Annotated in this window: 14 protein-coding genes and 5 pseudogenes; 10 read left to right on the plus strand and 9 right to left on the minus strand. The window is 66.9% G+C overall.

Translation table 11 applies throughout. From position 1 onward, the window contains the following. Positions 1–389: 389 nt before the first annotated feature. The 4 genes and pseudogenes from LCH29_RS41515 to istA form a co-directional block, all read right to left on the minus strand. On the minus strand, positions 390–845 hold the full coding sequence (locus LCH29_RS41515) for a hypothetical protein (RefSeq protein ID WP_446466863.1): 456 nt from the start codon (positions 843–845) through the stop codon (positions 390–392). After that, entirely contained in the window at positions 817–984 is a 168-nt protein-coding gene (locus LCH29_RS41520; RefSeq protein WP_446466864.1) for an aldehyde dehydrogenase family protein, read from the minus strand. The genes LCH29_RS41515 and LCH29_RS41520 overlap by 29 nt, the downstream gene beginning before the upstream one ends. Beyond that, a pseudogene (locus LCH29_RS41525) lies at positions 984–1,085 on the minus strand (ISAzo13-like element transposase-related protein); the annotation flags it as partial. The pseudogene LCH29_RS41525 and the gene LCH29_RS41520, both read right to left, overlap by 1 nt. 256 nt (positions 1,086–1,341) lie before the next feature. Then, a pseudogene (gene istA / locus LCH29_RS41530) lies at positions 1,342–2,412 on the minus strand (IS21 family transposase); the annotation flags it as partial. 315 nt (positions 2,413–2,727) lie between these two features. Here istA and LCH29_RS41535 point away from each other — a divergent pair. The 4 genes and pseudogenes from LCH29_RS41535 to LCH29_RS41550 all read left to right on the plus strand — a co-directional run bounded on the left by LCH29_RS41535 (position 2,728) and on the right by LCH29_RS41550 (position 6,051). Next, positions 2,728–3,296 (plus strand): annotated as a pseudogene (locus LCH29_RS41535) (GNAT family N-acetyltransferase). 273 nt (positions 3,297–3,569) lie between these two features. Continuing rightward, complete coding sequence (locus LCH29_RS41540; protein ID WP_446466865.1) at positions 3,570–4,082, plus strand: RipA family octameric membrane protein; 513 nt, start codon at positions 3,570–3,572, stop codon at positions 4,080–4,082. Between the two features lie 49 nt (positions 4,083–4,131). Next, positions 4,132–4,626 carry a hypothetical protein gene (locus LCH29_RS41545; protein WP_446466866.1) on the plus strand — a complete coding sequence of 165 codons (495 nt, stop codon included), beginning with the start codon at positions 4,132–4,134 and terminating at the stop codon, positions 4,624–4,626. A gap of 120 nt (positions 4,627–4,746) precedes the next feature. Next, on the plus strand, positions 4,747–6,051 hold the full coding sequence (locus LCH29_RS41550; RefSeq protein WP_446466867.1) for a hypothetical protein: 1,305 nt from the start codon (positions 4,747–4,749) through the stop codon (positions 6,049–6,051). 174 nt (positions 6,052–6,225) lie between these two features. On the opposite strand, the pseudogene LCH29_RS41555 reads toward LCH29_RS41550, so the two are convergent. Then, positions 6,226–6,345 (minus strand): annotated as a pseudogene (locus LCH29_RS41555) (IS5-like element IS4811 family transposase); the annotation flags it as partial. A 76-nt stretch (positions 6,346–6,421) separates the two neighbouring features. On the opposite strand from LCH29_RS41555, the pseudogene LCH29_RS41560 reads away from it, so the two are divergent. Next, positions 6,422–6,952, plus strand: a pseudogene (locus LCH29_RS41560) (integrase core domain-containing protein); the annotation flags it as partial. Positions 6,953–7,050: 98 nt separating this feature from the next. After that, complete coding sequence (locus LCH29_RS41565) at positions 7,051–8,130, plus strand: integrase core domain-containing protein (RefSeq protein ID WP_446466868.1); 1,080 nt, start codon at positions 7,051–7,053, stop codon at positions 8,128–8,130. A 157-nt stretch (positions 8,131–8,287) separates the two neighbouring features. Here LCH29_RS41565 and LCH29_RS41570 read toward each other — a convergent pair whose 3' ends face one another. From LCH29_RS41570 to LCH29_RS41585, 4 genes are all read right to left on the minus strand, one after another. Further along, positions 8,288–8,644 carry a hypothetical protein gene (locus tag LCH29_RS41570; protein WP_446466869.1) on the minus strand — a complete coding sequence of 119 codons (357 nt, stop codon included), beginning with the start codon at positions 8,642–8,644 and terminating at the stop codon, positions 8,288–8,290. Further along, entirely contained in the window at positions 8,641–8,910 is a 270-nt protein-coding gene (locus LCH29_RS41575) for a hypothetical protein (protein WP_446466870.1), read from the minus strand. Before LCH29_RS41575 ends, LCH29_RS41570 begins: the two co-directional genes overlap by 4 nt. Positions 8,911–10,148: 1,238 nt before the next feature. After that, positions 10,149–10,412 (minus strand): integrase core domain-containing protein, encoded by a 264-nt coding sequence (locus tag LCH29_RS41580; protein WP_446466871.1) that lies wholly within the window; start codon positions 10,410–10,412, stop codon positions 10,149–10,151. After that, positions 10,409–10,813 carry an integrase gene (locus tag LCH29_RS41585; protein WP_446466872.1) on the minus strand — a complete coding sequence of 135 codons (405 nt, stop codon included), beginning with the start codon at positions 10,811–10,813 and terminating at the stop codon, positions 10,409–10,411. The genes LCH29_RS41580 and LCH29_RS41585 overlap by 4 nt, the downstream gene beginning before the upstream one ends. Here LCH29_RS41585 and LCH29_RS41590 point away from each other — a divergent pair. The 4 genes from LCH29_RS41590 to LCH29_RS41605 all read left to right on the plus strand — a co-directional run bounded on the left by LCH29_RS41590 (position 10,808) and on the right by LCH29_RS41605 (position 14,071). Continuing rightward, positions 10,808–11,413, plus strand: a complete 606-nt coding sequence (locus LCH29_RS41590; RefSeq protein WP_446466873.1) for an integrase core domain-containing protein — start codon at positions 10,808–10,810, stop codon at positions 11,411–11,413. The genes LCH29_RS41585 and LCH29_RS41590 overlap by 6 nt on opposite strands. Positions 11,414–11,652: 239 nt before the next feature. Further along, complete coding sequence (locus tag LCH29_RS41595; protein WP_446466874.1) at positions 11,653–12,996, plus strand: CHAT domain-containing protein; 1,344 nt, start codon at positions 11,653–11,655, stop codon at positions 12,994–12,996. A gap of 50 nt (positions 12,997–13,046) precedes the next feature. Beyond that, positions 13,047–13,427: a hypothetical protein gene (locus tag LCH29_RS41600; protein WP_446466875.1), complete on the plus strand. Its 381-nt coding sequence runs from the start codon at positions 13,047–13,049 to the stop codon at positions 13,425–13,427. Then, on the plus strand, positions 13,424–14,071 hold the full coding sequence (locus LCH29_RS41605; protein ID WP_446466876.1) for a hypothetical protein: 648 nt from the start codon (positions 13,424–13,426) through the stop codon (positions 14,069–14,071). The genes LCH29_RS41600 and LCH29_RS41605 overlap by 4 nt, the downstream gene beginning before the upstream one ends. Positions 14,072–14,298 lie beyond the last annotated feature (227 nt).

The following is a 14,298-nucleotide window of genomic DNA, read 5'->3' on the forward strand; positions in this document are numbered from 1 at the left end:
GATCACCAGACGCCTCTTCGACATCGCCAGACCCTGCCCCCGAGGTCATGCCGATGTCTTGAGACACCCCATTCCGATGTCCTGAGCGAGCACACTGTCGTCCCGACCAGCGTTTTCGCAGGTCGGAGGCCGTTTCCGCGGGTAGCGGAGGCGGCCTTTGTCGTGCCTGGGCTGGGAGCGATGGGGAGCACTCTGGGAGCCCTCGTGCTCCCAACTCGCGGACGTGTCAACGGTGTCCGATTCGTCCGTCACCCGATCCGGTAGACCTGCGGCGCCGTACCGAGCCCCTGTGTGCCGTCGTCAACCGTAGGCCCCTGCGGTCACTCCGTCGATTCGGATGCTCTTCGCACCTAGAGGCATAAGGGCCCTTGTCGGCTCTCGACCTCCTTTCAGGGTGGGAGCACGGAGTCGCGCTCCCCATGCGACAGGGATGGGGGGGACTGTCGGTGATGTCGCTGAGTCGGTTTTCGCAGGCAGGTCGCACGCGGGCGTCCTGGTCGTTGCGAGCGACCTGCGTCAAGGCGAGGCAAAGCCCCTTGGCGTCCGCCGGCAGATAGGTCACTCCCAGGGCGCGAGTGCCGTATCCGGCTCTGGAGCGCTGTGGCGAGACAGCCGACGGGGGGTGTGAGTGTCGGAAACTGTGTCACCCTATGCGACCTGCCTGTATTCGTGGATGAGGCCACGGAGCCGGTCATGCCGGGAGATTGGTGTGTTGTCGTTCTGCTGCTGTTCTTGACACCGCCGAACGGCGCGGTGCGCCCGTTGGCATAGGCGTTGACTTCTATGGTGCCGGAACTGACCTTGCGGGCCAGCGCCTCACCGCGATCGGGGTCGGCCGTCCACACCGTTCCGCCCCAGTCCGTACTTGCTGCTGTTGGCGATGGTGATCGCTTCCTCCTCCCACCCATAGGGAATCACCGCCAGCGCCGGCCCGAAGACCTTGCCCGGTCCCTGCCGGTCCAGGAAGTCGTGTGTCTTGGTCAAGGCCGACTCGCCGGCCGCCACTGGTGGCCCGCGTTCTTGTAGTCGCCGACGAGTTCCTTCTTCTTCGTGTCCACGCTGATCACCGGCTGGCCGGTGCCCATATGCTTGTAGGTGCCAAGAACTGCGTCCATGCTGGTCACGCGGCATGCTGGTACTCGTGCAGGAGGCGCCGAGATGATCGACTGATGCCGAGATAGGCAAGCTGGTCGGGGTCTCATCGGATCGGGTAGTGGACGGAGTGGTGCGGCCCTTGCGAGAGCGCGGTGGGGTGGTCTGGGCTCGTTGTAGGGCTGATCAATGAGTACAGGGTACGCAGCATGACCAGCAGTGACGCGTTTCTGAACGGCACAGGGTTTTTCGGCAGGCGCACAGCTTCCAAGGCACAGAGTAGAGCGTGCGGCCGACCTTGATGTGGATGTCCGGGCCGACGGTCGCCCTCGACCAGCGGGCCAGGACGAACGGGGTGGGTGGCAGCGGCAGCAGCTCGGCTGCTTCCAGTGCCTCGAACACCGCAAGCGGGGCGGCGCCGTCCAGTGGCCGGCACTGGCGACGTCCGGCGACCTGCCGGCTCCAGGTCACGGCCTCGGCCTGCATGTGCTCGATTGAGGTGAACTCCCGTCCCCGCCAGAACGAGTCGCGGACATAGGGCATGGGCCGCTCCACTCTGGGCTTGTCCTTCGGCTTCGATGCCCGGGCTGGGTCGACCAACGCGCCGTAATGGGTGGCGAGTTCGGCATACGCCTTGTTGATTTTCGGGTCGTAGAGGTCGGGCTTGTCGACGCCGGTTTTGAGGTTGTCCGGCACGAGCCGGCGCGGGACACCGCCGAAGAACCGGAAGGCCGCGACGTGTGCCTCGGTCCATGCCTGTTGGTCCAGGTGCAGCACCGGACGCACGAACATGTGCCGCGAGCAGGGCAGCACCATCACGAACGCCCAGACTCGGTGCCGTCGGCCCGTGCGTGGGTTGATCCACTGCCCGAGGAAGCCGTAGTCAATCTGGGCCTCCGAACCGGGCTCGACTTCGTCCCGCAGGACGGTGACCTGTGATTTCGCCGCCTCGTCCGGCAGTGTGGCGTGCACCCAGCGGCGGAAGGAGGAGATCGACACCTGGAGCTTGTGCTCGTCGCGCAGTCGCTGGTGGATCGTCGAGACGGTCACCGTTCCCAGCAGGTTCTTGATGTAGTCGCGGTGCTTGTCGATCTCCGGCCAGGTCACCTGCCGCAGCCGTCTGTCTGCCAGTCCCGGGAACCACTCCTTGACCAGTTTCGACCAGTCGGCCTCGCTCATCGGCGGCCCGCCCGGGGTGATCCCGGACGCCTCCGCCGGGGCCAGGTACTTTCTGACCGTCTTGCGGTCCACCCCCAGCGACGCGGCCAGCGCGCTCTTCGAGCGGCCTGCGTACCAGTGGATCTCAGTGATGTCGACCACGACGAACGTTCTCCTCGCCATCCGGGCTGCCCATCGGCCTTCCGAACCACGGGACGAGGAACATGGGCAGCTCCGCGACGACCAGGTCCCTCGGTCCCGGACTCCGCGCTACCCATGACCAATAAGGAGGATTCGTGATAGATGGCCGCGTAGCGCTCAAACCACCCTAGACAGGGAAAATTGATCTTCGATAAGGGCGTGATGCATTGTTTTATCCAGGGCTTGGTGGTCACTGCGGTCTGCCCCAGGCGGCCTGGTTTCCAAGCCACCCCGAAACCCGATCCATGCCGGTCAGACTGATCGTAGGTTCATGCCATGACGACCGTTGACGACATGGACTACGAGTTCCGCACTGCCCGGCCTGAGGACACCGAGGCTATCGAGGCACTCGACGGATCCTTCACCACCCGCACTATCTTCCACGTGGCCGTCACCGAGGACGGGTTCGCCCTCCAGGAGATCCCGGTGGACCCGCCCATCCACAAAGTCTTCCCAGCGGAGGACACCGACGACGGCGACGACCCCGCGGCCCAGGAGGACCGAACAGCCGCACCTTCGTCGCCGTCGGCGCTGACGGTTGTCTGGCAGGCTTCGCCGTCGTCTCCTACGCTCCGTGGAACCGGCGGCTGACCATCGAGGACATCGAAGTCGCTCCAGCCCATCGAGGCCAGGGCGTCGGCCGTGCCTTGGTGGGCCACGCCGCCGAGTTCGCCCGTGAGCGCGGTGCCGGGCACATCTGGCTGGAAGTCACCAACATCAACGCCCCGGCGATCCACGCCTACCGGCGTATGGGATTCAGCTTCTGCGGGCTGGACACGACGCTCTACGACGGCACACCCTCATCGGGCGAGCAATCCCTTTTCATGGGCATGCCTTGCCGCTGAGCCGCCAGCAGGCGGATGACAGCGGGAGCCGACACGTCGCCCGGCGCGACCGTCGTCCTCATGGGGAAACGTGACCGCCAGGGTGGGGAATTACCTGACGCCGAACCCACATGAGGTGGGGAAAGCCATGACCGTCGACACCCGAGAGTTACCACGTGGAGCGGCAGTCTGGCTTGTGCTCCCTCGTAGACAGCCTCGCGTGGCGCCTCGACCCGTCCCAGCCGATGGCTCGTTGACGCACCTGGAGTGGCGCCCGTGCGCCATGCTGCCGACATGAGTGATGGCATCAGGGACGCGTTATGGAACGTCGAATTGGGCCCTTCGAGCTACGCCGCGGACAACGAGCAGTACCGGCAGGCGGTGCTTGAGCAGTACAAGCTGTACGTCGAGATGGCCGACCGGGTCAGCGCCCGACGCAACCTCGCCAACACCTTCTTCCTGTCGCTCAACAGCGCGGTGGTGGCGGTCGTGGCGGCGGTCTCGGGCCGTGCACTAGCCAGCGCATCGGCCTGGTTACTCCTGGCCGGCCTGGCGATCATGCTGGGTCAGTGCGTTGCCTGGTTCGTGATGGTGCGCTCGTACCGGCAGCTCAACGCCGCCAAGTACGCGGTGATCGGTGCCCTGGAAGAGCGGCTGCCGGCGTTCGCGTACTCCCGGGCTGAGTGGGGCGCGCTCCGCCAGGGCCGAGACTGGCGCACATACCTGCCTCTGACGCATGTCGAGCAGTGGGTGCCGGTCCTTTTCTGCTTCTCCTACCTCCTGGGCTTCTGCGCCCTGGTCCTGTGACCGGCGCTCGCTGGCGCGTTCGGTAAAGCGCGTGCGGTACCGTCGCGCAATGCCGACCCTTGCCGTGACCGGCCACATGGACCTCACCCCGTCGACTTGTGAGATCGTCCGTGCGGCGCTGCGCGAGCTGCTCGCCACGACGGAGACCGCCGGGGAGGGCCTCGTAGGGGTATCGTGCCTCGCGCCCGGCGCGGATTCTCTGTTCGCGGAGGCTGTCCGGGATGCGGGCGGTCTGCTCGTTGCTGTGGTGCCGTCGCAGGACTACCGCTCGGCTCATGTCACGTCCGATCACGCGCCTGTCTTCGACAGCCTGCTCGCGGCGGCGTCGGAGGTGGTCACCCTTCCGTTCGAGGAGGCGGGCCGGGGGGCGTACGAGGCCGCCAACGCGGAACTGCTCCGCCGGGCGGACATTCTGATCGCGGTCTGGGATGGCACGCCGCCTTCCGGGCGCGGTGGCGGCACGGCGGACTCGGTCCAGGCGGCGCGCGCTGCCGGCGTCCCCGTCCGCACAGTGTGGCCCGAGGGCGCGGTCCGCCGGTCCTGAGTCTCTGTGGCCGTTCCCTGAAGGGCGGGCGGGAGATCCGTGACCGCGGAGCTCCTCCCGCCAGCTGACCGCTACCGTCAGGCAGCGGTAGTGTCTGAGAGTCGTGACGGGAGGGCCCTCGTGGCTACGATGCACAAAGACGGCAGGGACGAGAATCCGGCAGACGACCGACTGAACTGGCGCCACTGGCGCCTAAGCATGCCGCGCTTCTGGCTGAGTTTCTTAGAGACGGTGAGCATCACACTAGTTGTAACGGTGGTTGCCACAAGTATCGATCGGGGAGAGGTGGCCCCCCTTCATGGGGCGCTCGTTGCGTTCCTAGTCTTCATGCTGGTGGTAGGTGTCAACGCGCGCAGGACTGCCCGGAAAGAAGGGCTCTCCCAGATGCTGCCCACACTGAGTGGCCGGCAGGAGCTAGACGAGCATCGGTACATCCTGTATTTGCGCCCCTTCGACACCGATCACAGGATGTACCAGACCGATCGAGCTGGCGCCTGGAACGTGCTGACCTCGCTGGCCTCGCACTTCGGGTACGGCCGCGAGGCTGACTTTACGCGGGAGGAACGGATCATCTGGCTGTTTCAGCGCCTCGGCCAGGTGGTGGCGGTCGGGCATCCTGAGGAACAGTTTCCACGCCCGGGGGCCTGGCGTTTTTATCTGCCGAAGGACGGGGACGCATGGAAGCCAGAGGTCAGCGACGCGATGCAGCGAGCTCGGCTGGTGATCTTGTCCGCCGGCATCGTCGGCGACCCGGCGCGCGCCAAGGGCACCCTCTGGGAGTACTCCGAGGCTGTGCGCCTCCTCCCTCCGTCCCGTCTCGTACTGCTCGTCACCGATGGGGCTGGCGCCTACGACCGCTTCCGCGAGGCGGCGGCCGAGTACTTTTCGCGGCGTGCGGCGGACCTGCGCTGCAGGGGAGAGACGCTGCCACCGCCGCCGTCCCTCCCCGACCGCCCTAGCCTGCACCGCCCGAGGAAGCTAAGGCAGGCTCCGCCACTCCGGGGTGTCATCCGCTTCGGCGACGACTGGACGGCGACGTTCGTGCCCTTCGACCCCACCGCGGAATCGCGCCTGACCAGCGTGGGGCGGTGGCACATGACCAAGAAGAACCAGATTCTTCCGCTGCTCCAGCGGGTCGAGGTGACCCTTCCGGGAAGGGCCGTCCCCCCACAACCTCGCTGGGATCGTGCCTGGTTGAAATTTTCAGTACTGCAGCTCCCGATCTTGGCCTATCTGTCGTATCTCTGGGGTAGCGACATGCCGCGCTCTCAGAAGATTGCCGTGGTGGGGAGCATGATGGTGATGACGTGGGTCGCCGGTGGCGGCTTCATAAGCAGCGAGAAGGATCGCAGCCTCGACTCCGTGAAGGTCGTGCTGCCAGGCGACGGTGAGGAGCCGAAGGTTGGTGCGGGCAATGCAGTTTGACCTGCCCTGTGCTGGTGAATTGCCCCGATACCAGCCACGGCGGAACGCTGGCCACCAGACTATCGACCTGGCGTCGATAGGTGTCGAACGATTCGTCGTATGCACGCAGTCAAGGTCAAGCTGAATGCGCGAGCGGACACGGGGTTGTGGAAGGCGTTGAGGGACGCTCCGTCGTCGGGTGAGGCGACGGGGCATGAGGGTGATGGCGGCCCAGGTGATGAGGGTTTCGGAGTGCTGGACGAGCCGTTCGTAATCACGTGCGTGGCGGCGGGCGTGCATGCTCCAGGCGAGCGTGTGCCGTTCAGAAATGCGTCGCTGCAGGTCGTAGGCGGTATGGCGGAATCAGGGGGCGTGTTGGGATCCTGTCCAGGTGATCGTTTCACTGGTTTATCGGGTCACGCGGAAGCTTCTGTCGGTCCCAGCGGTGCTGCTGCGTCGGCGGATGGCCAGAGATGCTGAGTTGCTCGTGCTCCGGCACGAGAACGGGGTGCTACGCAGGCAACTTGCGAGTCCGGTGCGCTATCAGTGGGCGGACCGGTTGTGGTTCGCGGCATTGTCCTCGCTGATACCGTGGCGCCGCTGGGCGCAGGTGTTCCCTGTGGCACCAGGGACGTTGGTCGGCTGGCATCGGCGTCTCGTTGCACGCAGGTGGGACTACAGTGAGTGCCCCATCAAGCCGGGCCGGCCGGCGACAGCGAAAGCCGTGAAGGGGTTGGTGCTGCGGCTGGCACGGGAGAATCCGCGCTGGGGCTGCCGCAGGATCCAGGGAGAGCTCGACCGGCTGGGCCACAGGATCGGCGCGTCCACGGTATGGAAGATCTTGACGGCAGCCGGTGTCGACCCGGCTCCCCGTCGCGCCGGGCCGACATGGCGCGAGTTCCTCGCATCCCAGGCCGAGGCCTGTGGGTGCCGGAAACTGTGTCACCCGAGGTGACCTGCGGGTTCGGATCTGCCAGAGCACAGGAAGCCAGCGAGTGCTGTGCGGCATCATGCTGGGTCGTGGCGATACGTCTGGTCTATCAGCTCGCGTGCCAGCTCTTCCGCTGGCTTGCGCTGCTGGCCCGGTCAAGTGCGGCGAAAGACGTCGAGATCTTGATGCTCCGGCACCAGCTCACTGTCGCGCAACGCACCCAGCCACGACCTCAATTTTCCTGGAGCGATCGGGCTGTCATGGCAGCGCTGCTCCGGATGGTGAACAAGCACCAGCGTGCACGGCTGGCGTTGCTGGTCACTCCACGGTCGGTCCTGCGCTGGCATGCACGCCTCGTCGCCCGGAAGTGGACCTATCCACACCGCCGTCCAGGCCGACCACCGACGCCGGAAGCACTGCGGCAGCTGGTCCTGCGCCTCGCACGGGAGAACCCGGGGTGGGGATATCGACGGATCCACGGTGAACTGCTCGGCCTGGGACGGAAACTCGGCGCCTCGACCGTCTGGGAGATCTTGCAGAAGGCCGGGATCGACCCCGCACCCCAGCGCACCAACCAGTCCTGGCCCGCCTTCCTCAAAGCCCAGGCCTCCGCCATCGTGGCCACCGAACTCTTCCACATCGACACGGTCTTCCTGCGGCGCTGGTTCGTGCTGTTCTTCATCGACCACGGCACCCGCCGCGTGCACATCGCCGGCGTCACCCGGCACCCGACCGGCCCCTGGATCACCCAGCAAGCGCGGAACTACCTCATGGACCTCGGTGACCGTGCAGAGTCGATCAGCTTCCTCATTCGGGACCGCGGCGCCTACTTCACCGACAGCTTCGACGCCGCCTTCCAGGCGGAAGGCATACGCGTGATACCCACACTGCCCGCTGTACCACGGATGAACGCCATCGCCGAACGCTGGATCGGATCATGCCGACGCGAGGCAACCGACCGCGTCCTGATCACCGGAGAACGCCACCTGCGTCTCGTCGTCGGCGAGTACGCGAAGCACTACAACAGACACCGGCCGCACCGATTCCTCGGACAACGGCCACCAGACCAACTCACCAGCCCCGAGCCGCCCATCGTCAGGGACAACACTCGCATTCGTCGACGCGACCGACTTGGCGGCCTTATCCATGAATACTCGCAGGTCGCATAGGGTGACACAGATTCCGGCACCCACAGGGCATGGACCTTGAGGGCGCGGGCTACCGGTCCCGGTTCCTGATCCGGGACCGGGACCGGGATCGGGAAATTCCCCGCCCCAGCGACACCTGCCCACTCGGCCGAGAAGCCCTTGCCTCGTGGACCGGTTCTCAGGAGGTGGTGTTGGTCAGGTCCTGGATGCGGGCTTGTATCAGGGGAAGGATCTCGCTCGTGGCTCGTTCGACGGAGGTGGCGAGTACTTCGGCGTTGAGCTTGCGGTGTGGTACGTGAGCGAGTTTGTCGCGCAGTGCGATGGGGCCGCTGTATGCCTGTGTCACGGTGCCGTGAGATGCCTGTTTGAGCATTTCGCCGAAGGTGAGCATGCAGTAGGCCAAGGCGAGGAGGCGCTCGTTTCCTGGCTTGGGTGTTCCGTTGCGGAGGATTGAGCGCGCTTGGTCGAGTGCTGCCATTGCGTCGGTCAGGCGTAGCAACTCCCGGCGTTCACGGTCGGTGCGTGTGTTGGTCACGCCGCCCCGCGCAGGTCGTTCAGAGGTTCGGTTTCTTCGACTTCCACTCCGGGGCCGCGTGGGACGACTTCCACGAGGGCGCCGAGGATGCTGGACAGGTCTGATTCGAAGCTGGTGATGTCGAAGTAGGAGCGGTCGGCGTCCAGGGTGGCGACAAGTTCCCCGGGCTCGGTGCTCAAGGCGAAGGAGTGCAGGCCATGCCGACGTCCAAGCTGGCGAATGGTCGTGGCATTGGCGCGGAGCTTTTCGGTGGTGGCCGGCCTCACGGCTCATCCTCCCTAGCGCTTTCGGGCGACCGGAATCGACAGGAGCCAGAATATAGGAGTGTGGCAGCAGGAGGGCCTGCTCGGGAGGGGCGCAGGGAGCGGTGTCCTCTTGCTCCGTACGGCGGCGTACGACCCCGAGTCTTCTGCTACAGAGTGATACGGCTCGTCGCGGTGAGTTGTCGCGCGGCTGGGGGTCAAGGGGTCGCAGGTTCAAATCCTGTCGTCCCGACCAGCGTTTTCGCAGGTCGGAGGCCGTTTCTGCGAGTTGCGGAGGCGGCCTTTGTCGTGTCTGGGTTGGGAGCGATGGGGAGCCCTCTGGGAGCCCTCGTGCTCCCAACTCGCAGACGTGTCAACGGTGTCCGATTCGTCCGTCACCTGATCCGGCAGATCTGCTGCGCCGTACCGAGCCCCTGTGTGCCGTCGTCAACCGTAGGCCCCTGAGGTCATCCCATCGATCCGGACGCTCTCTGTATCGAGAGGCATAAGAACCCCTTGTCGGTTCCCGGCCCTCTTTCGGGGTGGGAGCACGGCGCCGTGCTCCCCATGCGACAGGGGGAGCGGGGACCGCCGGTGCTTTCTCCGGGGCCGGTTTTCGCAGGCAGGTCGCGCGCCCCTGTCCTGGTCGTCGTGGAGTGTCTGAGTCAAGGCGCGGCAAAGCCCCTTGGCGTCTGCCGGCAGATAGGGCACTCCCAGGGCGTGAGCGCTGTATCAGGCTCTGGAGCGCCGTAGGGAGACTGTTTGCGGAGCCCTGGACGGAAGAAAAAGTGTGCCAAGCGAGCGAGAATAATGTCCCCGCTGTGTGTGCGCTGGGCGTGGTGGTCGACGAGCACTGCTTGCCTGCGTGTCGCTCGAGTGTGGTGCTCTTGTCGTTGACGTATCCGGCCTGGGGCCCGGGGGCGGACAGCCTGGGCGGCTGAAGGGTGTCTTTATTGCCGTACGGTGGTTGACTTGGGGCTTTGCGCTCGCCCAGGTGGGCATGATCAGTGGTTGTGGGTCTGCGACTGCTCTATCTGATCTTCTGCCGCCTGCTGGGCTGCTTCCTGTTACTGGGCCTGCGGGTGCCGATAAATCATCCACGCAGGTCGGGAGCCTGATCACGGATCTTCGGTTCTCCTCGACATTCGCCCAAGTGCCTTCACCCGCAAAGGGCCGGGGCGGCATCATGATCTGTCGTGCTGCTGCGCCTGGCCCACCTCGCCACGACCAACGTGTGCCGTTCGGAAACTCGTCGCTGCTGGTCAGGCGGCGTATCTGTACTCGTTGATCACGCTGCCGAGCATGCGGGTGTGCAGGAGCCGATGAGTAGTCGGAGCGCTCATGGGCTTCGGGTGCTCGTGGGCGAGGGGAGGGAACTGTGCCCGGGCCTGGTGTGGGCGATGACGGTTGTAGTGCTGGGCGTAGGCGTCGAGGATCTGTCGGGTATGGGTTTCGTTCCATAGGAGCAGGCGGTCGAGGACCTCGCGCCGCAGGGTCCCGATGACCCGTTCGCATTGCGCGTTCATCTGCTGTAGTCCCACTTCCGAGCGATCAGCCTGCGGTGCCATGCGAGCAGCGTCGCGGGCGTCACCGGGAACGCGTTCGCCCACCGGCACCGGGGGATCAGCGACGACAGCGCCGCGAACCACAGCCGATCCGCCGGCTCGTACCGCACAGGCCTCGTGAGCTGTCTGCGCAGCACCGCGTTCTCGTGTCGCAGCACAAGCAGTTCCGCATCCTTGGCCGCATCCCGACGCAACAGCAACGCCGGGAACGCGAGCAGCTTCCGAGTCACCTGGTACACCAGAGGGACGATCACCCGGACAGGGTTCCAGCAGACCGTGATGGAACGCCAGACCCGCTCCGAGCAGCAGCGATGAGTTTCCGAACGGCACACCACACGCTGCTCGCCTGTGACTTCATGCACGTGGAGACCGTCTTCCTCAAGCGTCTCTATGTCTTCTTCGTCATGGAGATTGCCAACCGACGCGTCCATGTCCTGGGCGTCACCGCCCACTCGACCGGCGTATGGGTCACTCAACTCGCCCGCAATCTGCTCATGGACCTCGAGGAGAGGGCTGGGTGCTTCCGGTTCCTCATCCGGGACCGGGACAGCAAGTTCACCGCCGCATTCGACGCCGTCTTCGCCGGCAACGGCACAGCCGTCATCCCGACCCCGCCGCAAAGCCCACGGTCCAACGCGTTCGCGGAACGATGGATACGCACAGCCCGTGCAGAATACACCGACCGCCTCCTCATCACCGGCGAACGTCACCTACGCACGGTCCTGACCAGGTACGCCGAGCGCTACAACACCGGACGAGCGCACCGCAGCCTCGACCTACGTGCTCCAGACGACGACCGAACATTATCCCCCTGCCCGCTGCAACGGTCAGGCGTAAGAAAGTACTCGGCGGACTGCTCAACGAGTACCACAGCACGCCACACCGACCGCCTCACCATCCACAGGAAACGCCCAGCTCAGCAGCCTGATCGGAATATTGACGCCCTTCAGGCCGCCGGGTGAACGACGTGGCCGAAGCCGCTCATCGTCGCAGTCTGTCCGAACGGGGCCGTACAGGGCGTCTCTTGTGATGACATGACCTGAGTGCATACGGAATATCGTGGGAAAGTCATGACGTGGCACGGCGGAGCATGCCTCTGCGCGCGGCCGCCCGGTGACGGCCGGGCACCAACCGGCCGTCGGCGGCGGTGAGAGGGCCGCAGGCGGTGCCGGGCAGTCGCGGGAGCGGGGGAGGGGACGGTGTGACGGATATCGAGGCGAGTCCGGACGGGCCGGTGGACCGGCGTATGGCTCTGGCCCGCGAGTGGGATGACCTGGTCGACCGGATACGGGGACTCGGGGGGTTCGAGGACTTCCTGCGGTCGCCGCGCCTCGACTCGCTGTTGCCTGCCGCGAGCGGCGGCCCGGTTGTCGTCGTCAACGTGAGCCGATGGCGGTGTGACGCGTTGATCGTGACCGAGGAGGGCGTGCGCAACCGCGCGCTGCCCGATCTGACGCTGGACCGGGCGACCGAGTGGGCCAACACCTATCTGGAGACCCTCCACGCCGCCGAACAGGCTAGGTCCGAATACCAGTTGGCGCACGACACGGTGAGGGCCGACCCCAGACCCTCCGCGATCCGCGCCCAGCAGCGCGCCGCCGGTGCCTTGATGACGGCGGAGCAGCGTACGGACGAGATGCTCGGAACGCTCCAGCGCCGGCTCTGGGACAGCGTCGCCGCGCCGGTTCTCGACGAACTGGGTCTCCACCGGGCGCCTGCCTCGGCCGGTGGGCCCTGGCCCCGGCTGTGGTGGTGTCCCACGGGGCCCCTCACCCTGCTCCCCCTCCATACGGCCGGGTACTACGACGCCGCCCTCGACGAGACGGAACCCCGTACGGTCCTCGACCGCGTCGTCTCCTCGTACACGCCCACCCTGCGCGTGCTCACGGAGGCGCGCGCCGGACGAGGCGCGGGCGGTCACGCCGGTACGGACGACGCGGGCGCGCCGGAGGAGGAACGCATGCTCGTCGTCTCCGTGGGCGACGTGCCGGGCCAGCCGCGGTTGCGCAACGCCGGAGCCGAACGCGACACGCTCACGGAGCTCTTCCCCGCCGGGCGCCACACGCTCCTGGAGGGGCCCGGAGCCACCCGAGGAGCCGTCGAGGCGGAACTCGCGAGGCACCGCTGGGTGCACTTCAGCTGCCACGGCGACCAGGACCTCGCCGAACCGTCCCGCGGAGGCCTGCTGCTGCACGACGGGGTGCTCACCGTCGCCGACCTTGCGGCGCGACAGTTCCGAGGGGAGTTCGCCGGCCTGTCCGCCTGCAAGACCGCCGTCGGTGGAGTGAACCTGCTGGACGAAGCCATCACACTGGCGTCCGCGCTGCACTACACCGGCTACCGGCACGTGGTCGCGGCCCTGTGGTCCGTGGAGGACAGGACAGCGGCACGCGTCTTCGACGCGGTGTACCGGTACATGACCGTCGACGGACACCTGCGGCCCGAGGCCGCCGCACCCGCGCTGCACCGGGCCGTGCGGGCCCTGCGACGGGAAATGCCAGATCAGCCCAGACTCTGGACTCCCTTCACCCACATCGGGCCGTAGAGCGCCGCACACACGGATCGCCGTCCTGCCGAACACGGGAGAAACCCCACATGTCCCCTGCACTGCCCGAATCGCGGCCCGGCACGGCCCCGGTCGCACACGAGACCGGGGTGGGTCCGGAGCCCTACGAGGAGATCACCCACCCGTCGTTCGCCGAACAGGCGGCCTGCTTCCAGGCCATTCCCACCCGGGGCGGGGTGGTCCTGAAGGGGCCGTGCCCGCGCTGCGGCGATCCGATGGACTTCCCCCACATCGACAGTGTCGTCCGCTCCTGGCTGCGCCGGCGGCCCCATCCGGCGCCGCCGGCAGCGACTGCGGAGCCCGTGGTGCCCATGATCTGCACATGCTCCGTACCTCACCCCGGGCGGCCGGACGACCAGGACGGCTGCGGCGCCTACTGGAACGTCATCCTGCGGGAGGAGCGGCCATGACACTCCGGGTGACCCCGGGCCCGGCGGCCGACCGCGCCCACCAGGTGTCCGCCCGGCACGACTATCAACTGGTCAAGGACTCCTTGCCGCGCGTGCGGGCGGCAGCGCTCGCCTGGCGGAACGGCGTCGGAACCCTGCTGGCGGGTCTGATCGGCTTCGGACTGCTGAAGGGGCGCACGGACGTCGGCCAGTTGGCCTCACCGTACGACGCGGTCGTCGGCCTTCTGCTCCTGGCGGCCCTCCTGGCGGGCACGACGGCGGCCGTGCTGTTGCTGCGCGCCGCGCACGGCCGTCCGGCCGCGACCGCGATCAAGGAGTACCGGGCTCACGGTGGCGGATCGGCGCTGGGAGCCGACCATGCGGAGGCCCTGCGCGCCGCCAGCGCCTTGTCCAGGGGCGTCGTGCTGGCGCTCTCCTGCACCGCGCTGCTGGTCGCGGCCGTGGGTACGACCTGGTACGGGCCCGCCGCGAAGGAGCCCTCCGTGGAGATCCTCACCCCCGCGGGCTCCCGCTGCGGTGAGGTGATCCGGATGGCCTCGGGTCTGCTGACCCTGAGGACCGACAGCGGCGAGGTCACGCTCGACCTGAGCCGTTCGACCGGCATCCGTGCCGTCGACTCCTGCACGCCCGAGGCGTCGCCGTGAAGCGGCGTGCGCGTAAGCGTGTTTCGGCCCCGCCAGGCCCGACCGCCGGCCCGGGTGCGCCGGGCGGAGCGGCATGCCGCGGGGCCACGGTTGAGGTGCGGGGCCCGCTTCGGCTGATGATGCCTGCAATCCGGTGCCTGCTCCGCTACCTTGTGTCCTGAAAGCCCCGAATCGATCAGCTTCTTCGGCCCGGGGCGGGGGCAGTACGCGTTGCGGATCCGCGAGCC

The organism is Streptomyces sp. BRA346 (assembly GCF_052851135.1).

Coding starts and splice junctions, on each gene's coding strand:
- LCH29_RS41540 (WP_446466865.1), top strand. CDS start 3,570: ATGAGTGATGGCATCAGGGACGCGTTATGGAACGTCGAATTGGGCCCT.
- LCH29_RS41545 (WP_446466866.1), top strand. CDS start 4,132: ATGCCGACCCTTGCCGTGACCGGCCACATGGACCTCACCCCGTCGACT.
- LCH29_RS41580 (WP_446466871.1), bottom strand. CDS start 10,412: ATGAACGCGCAATGCGAACGGGTCATCGGGACCCTGCGGCGCGAGGTC.
- LCH29_RS41590 (WP_446466873.1), top strand. CDS start 10,808: ATGCACGTGGAGACCGTCTTCCTCAAGCGTCTCTATGTCTTCTTCGTC.
- LCH29_RS41600 (WP_446466875.1), top strand. CDS start 13,047: ATGTCCCCTGCACTGCCCGAATCGCGGCCCGGCACGGCCCCGGTCGCA.
- LCH29_RS41605 (WP_446466876.1), top strand. CDS start 13,424: ATGACACTCCGGGTGACCCCGGGCCCGGCGGCCGACCGCGCCCACCAG.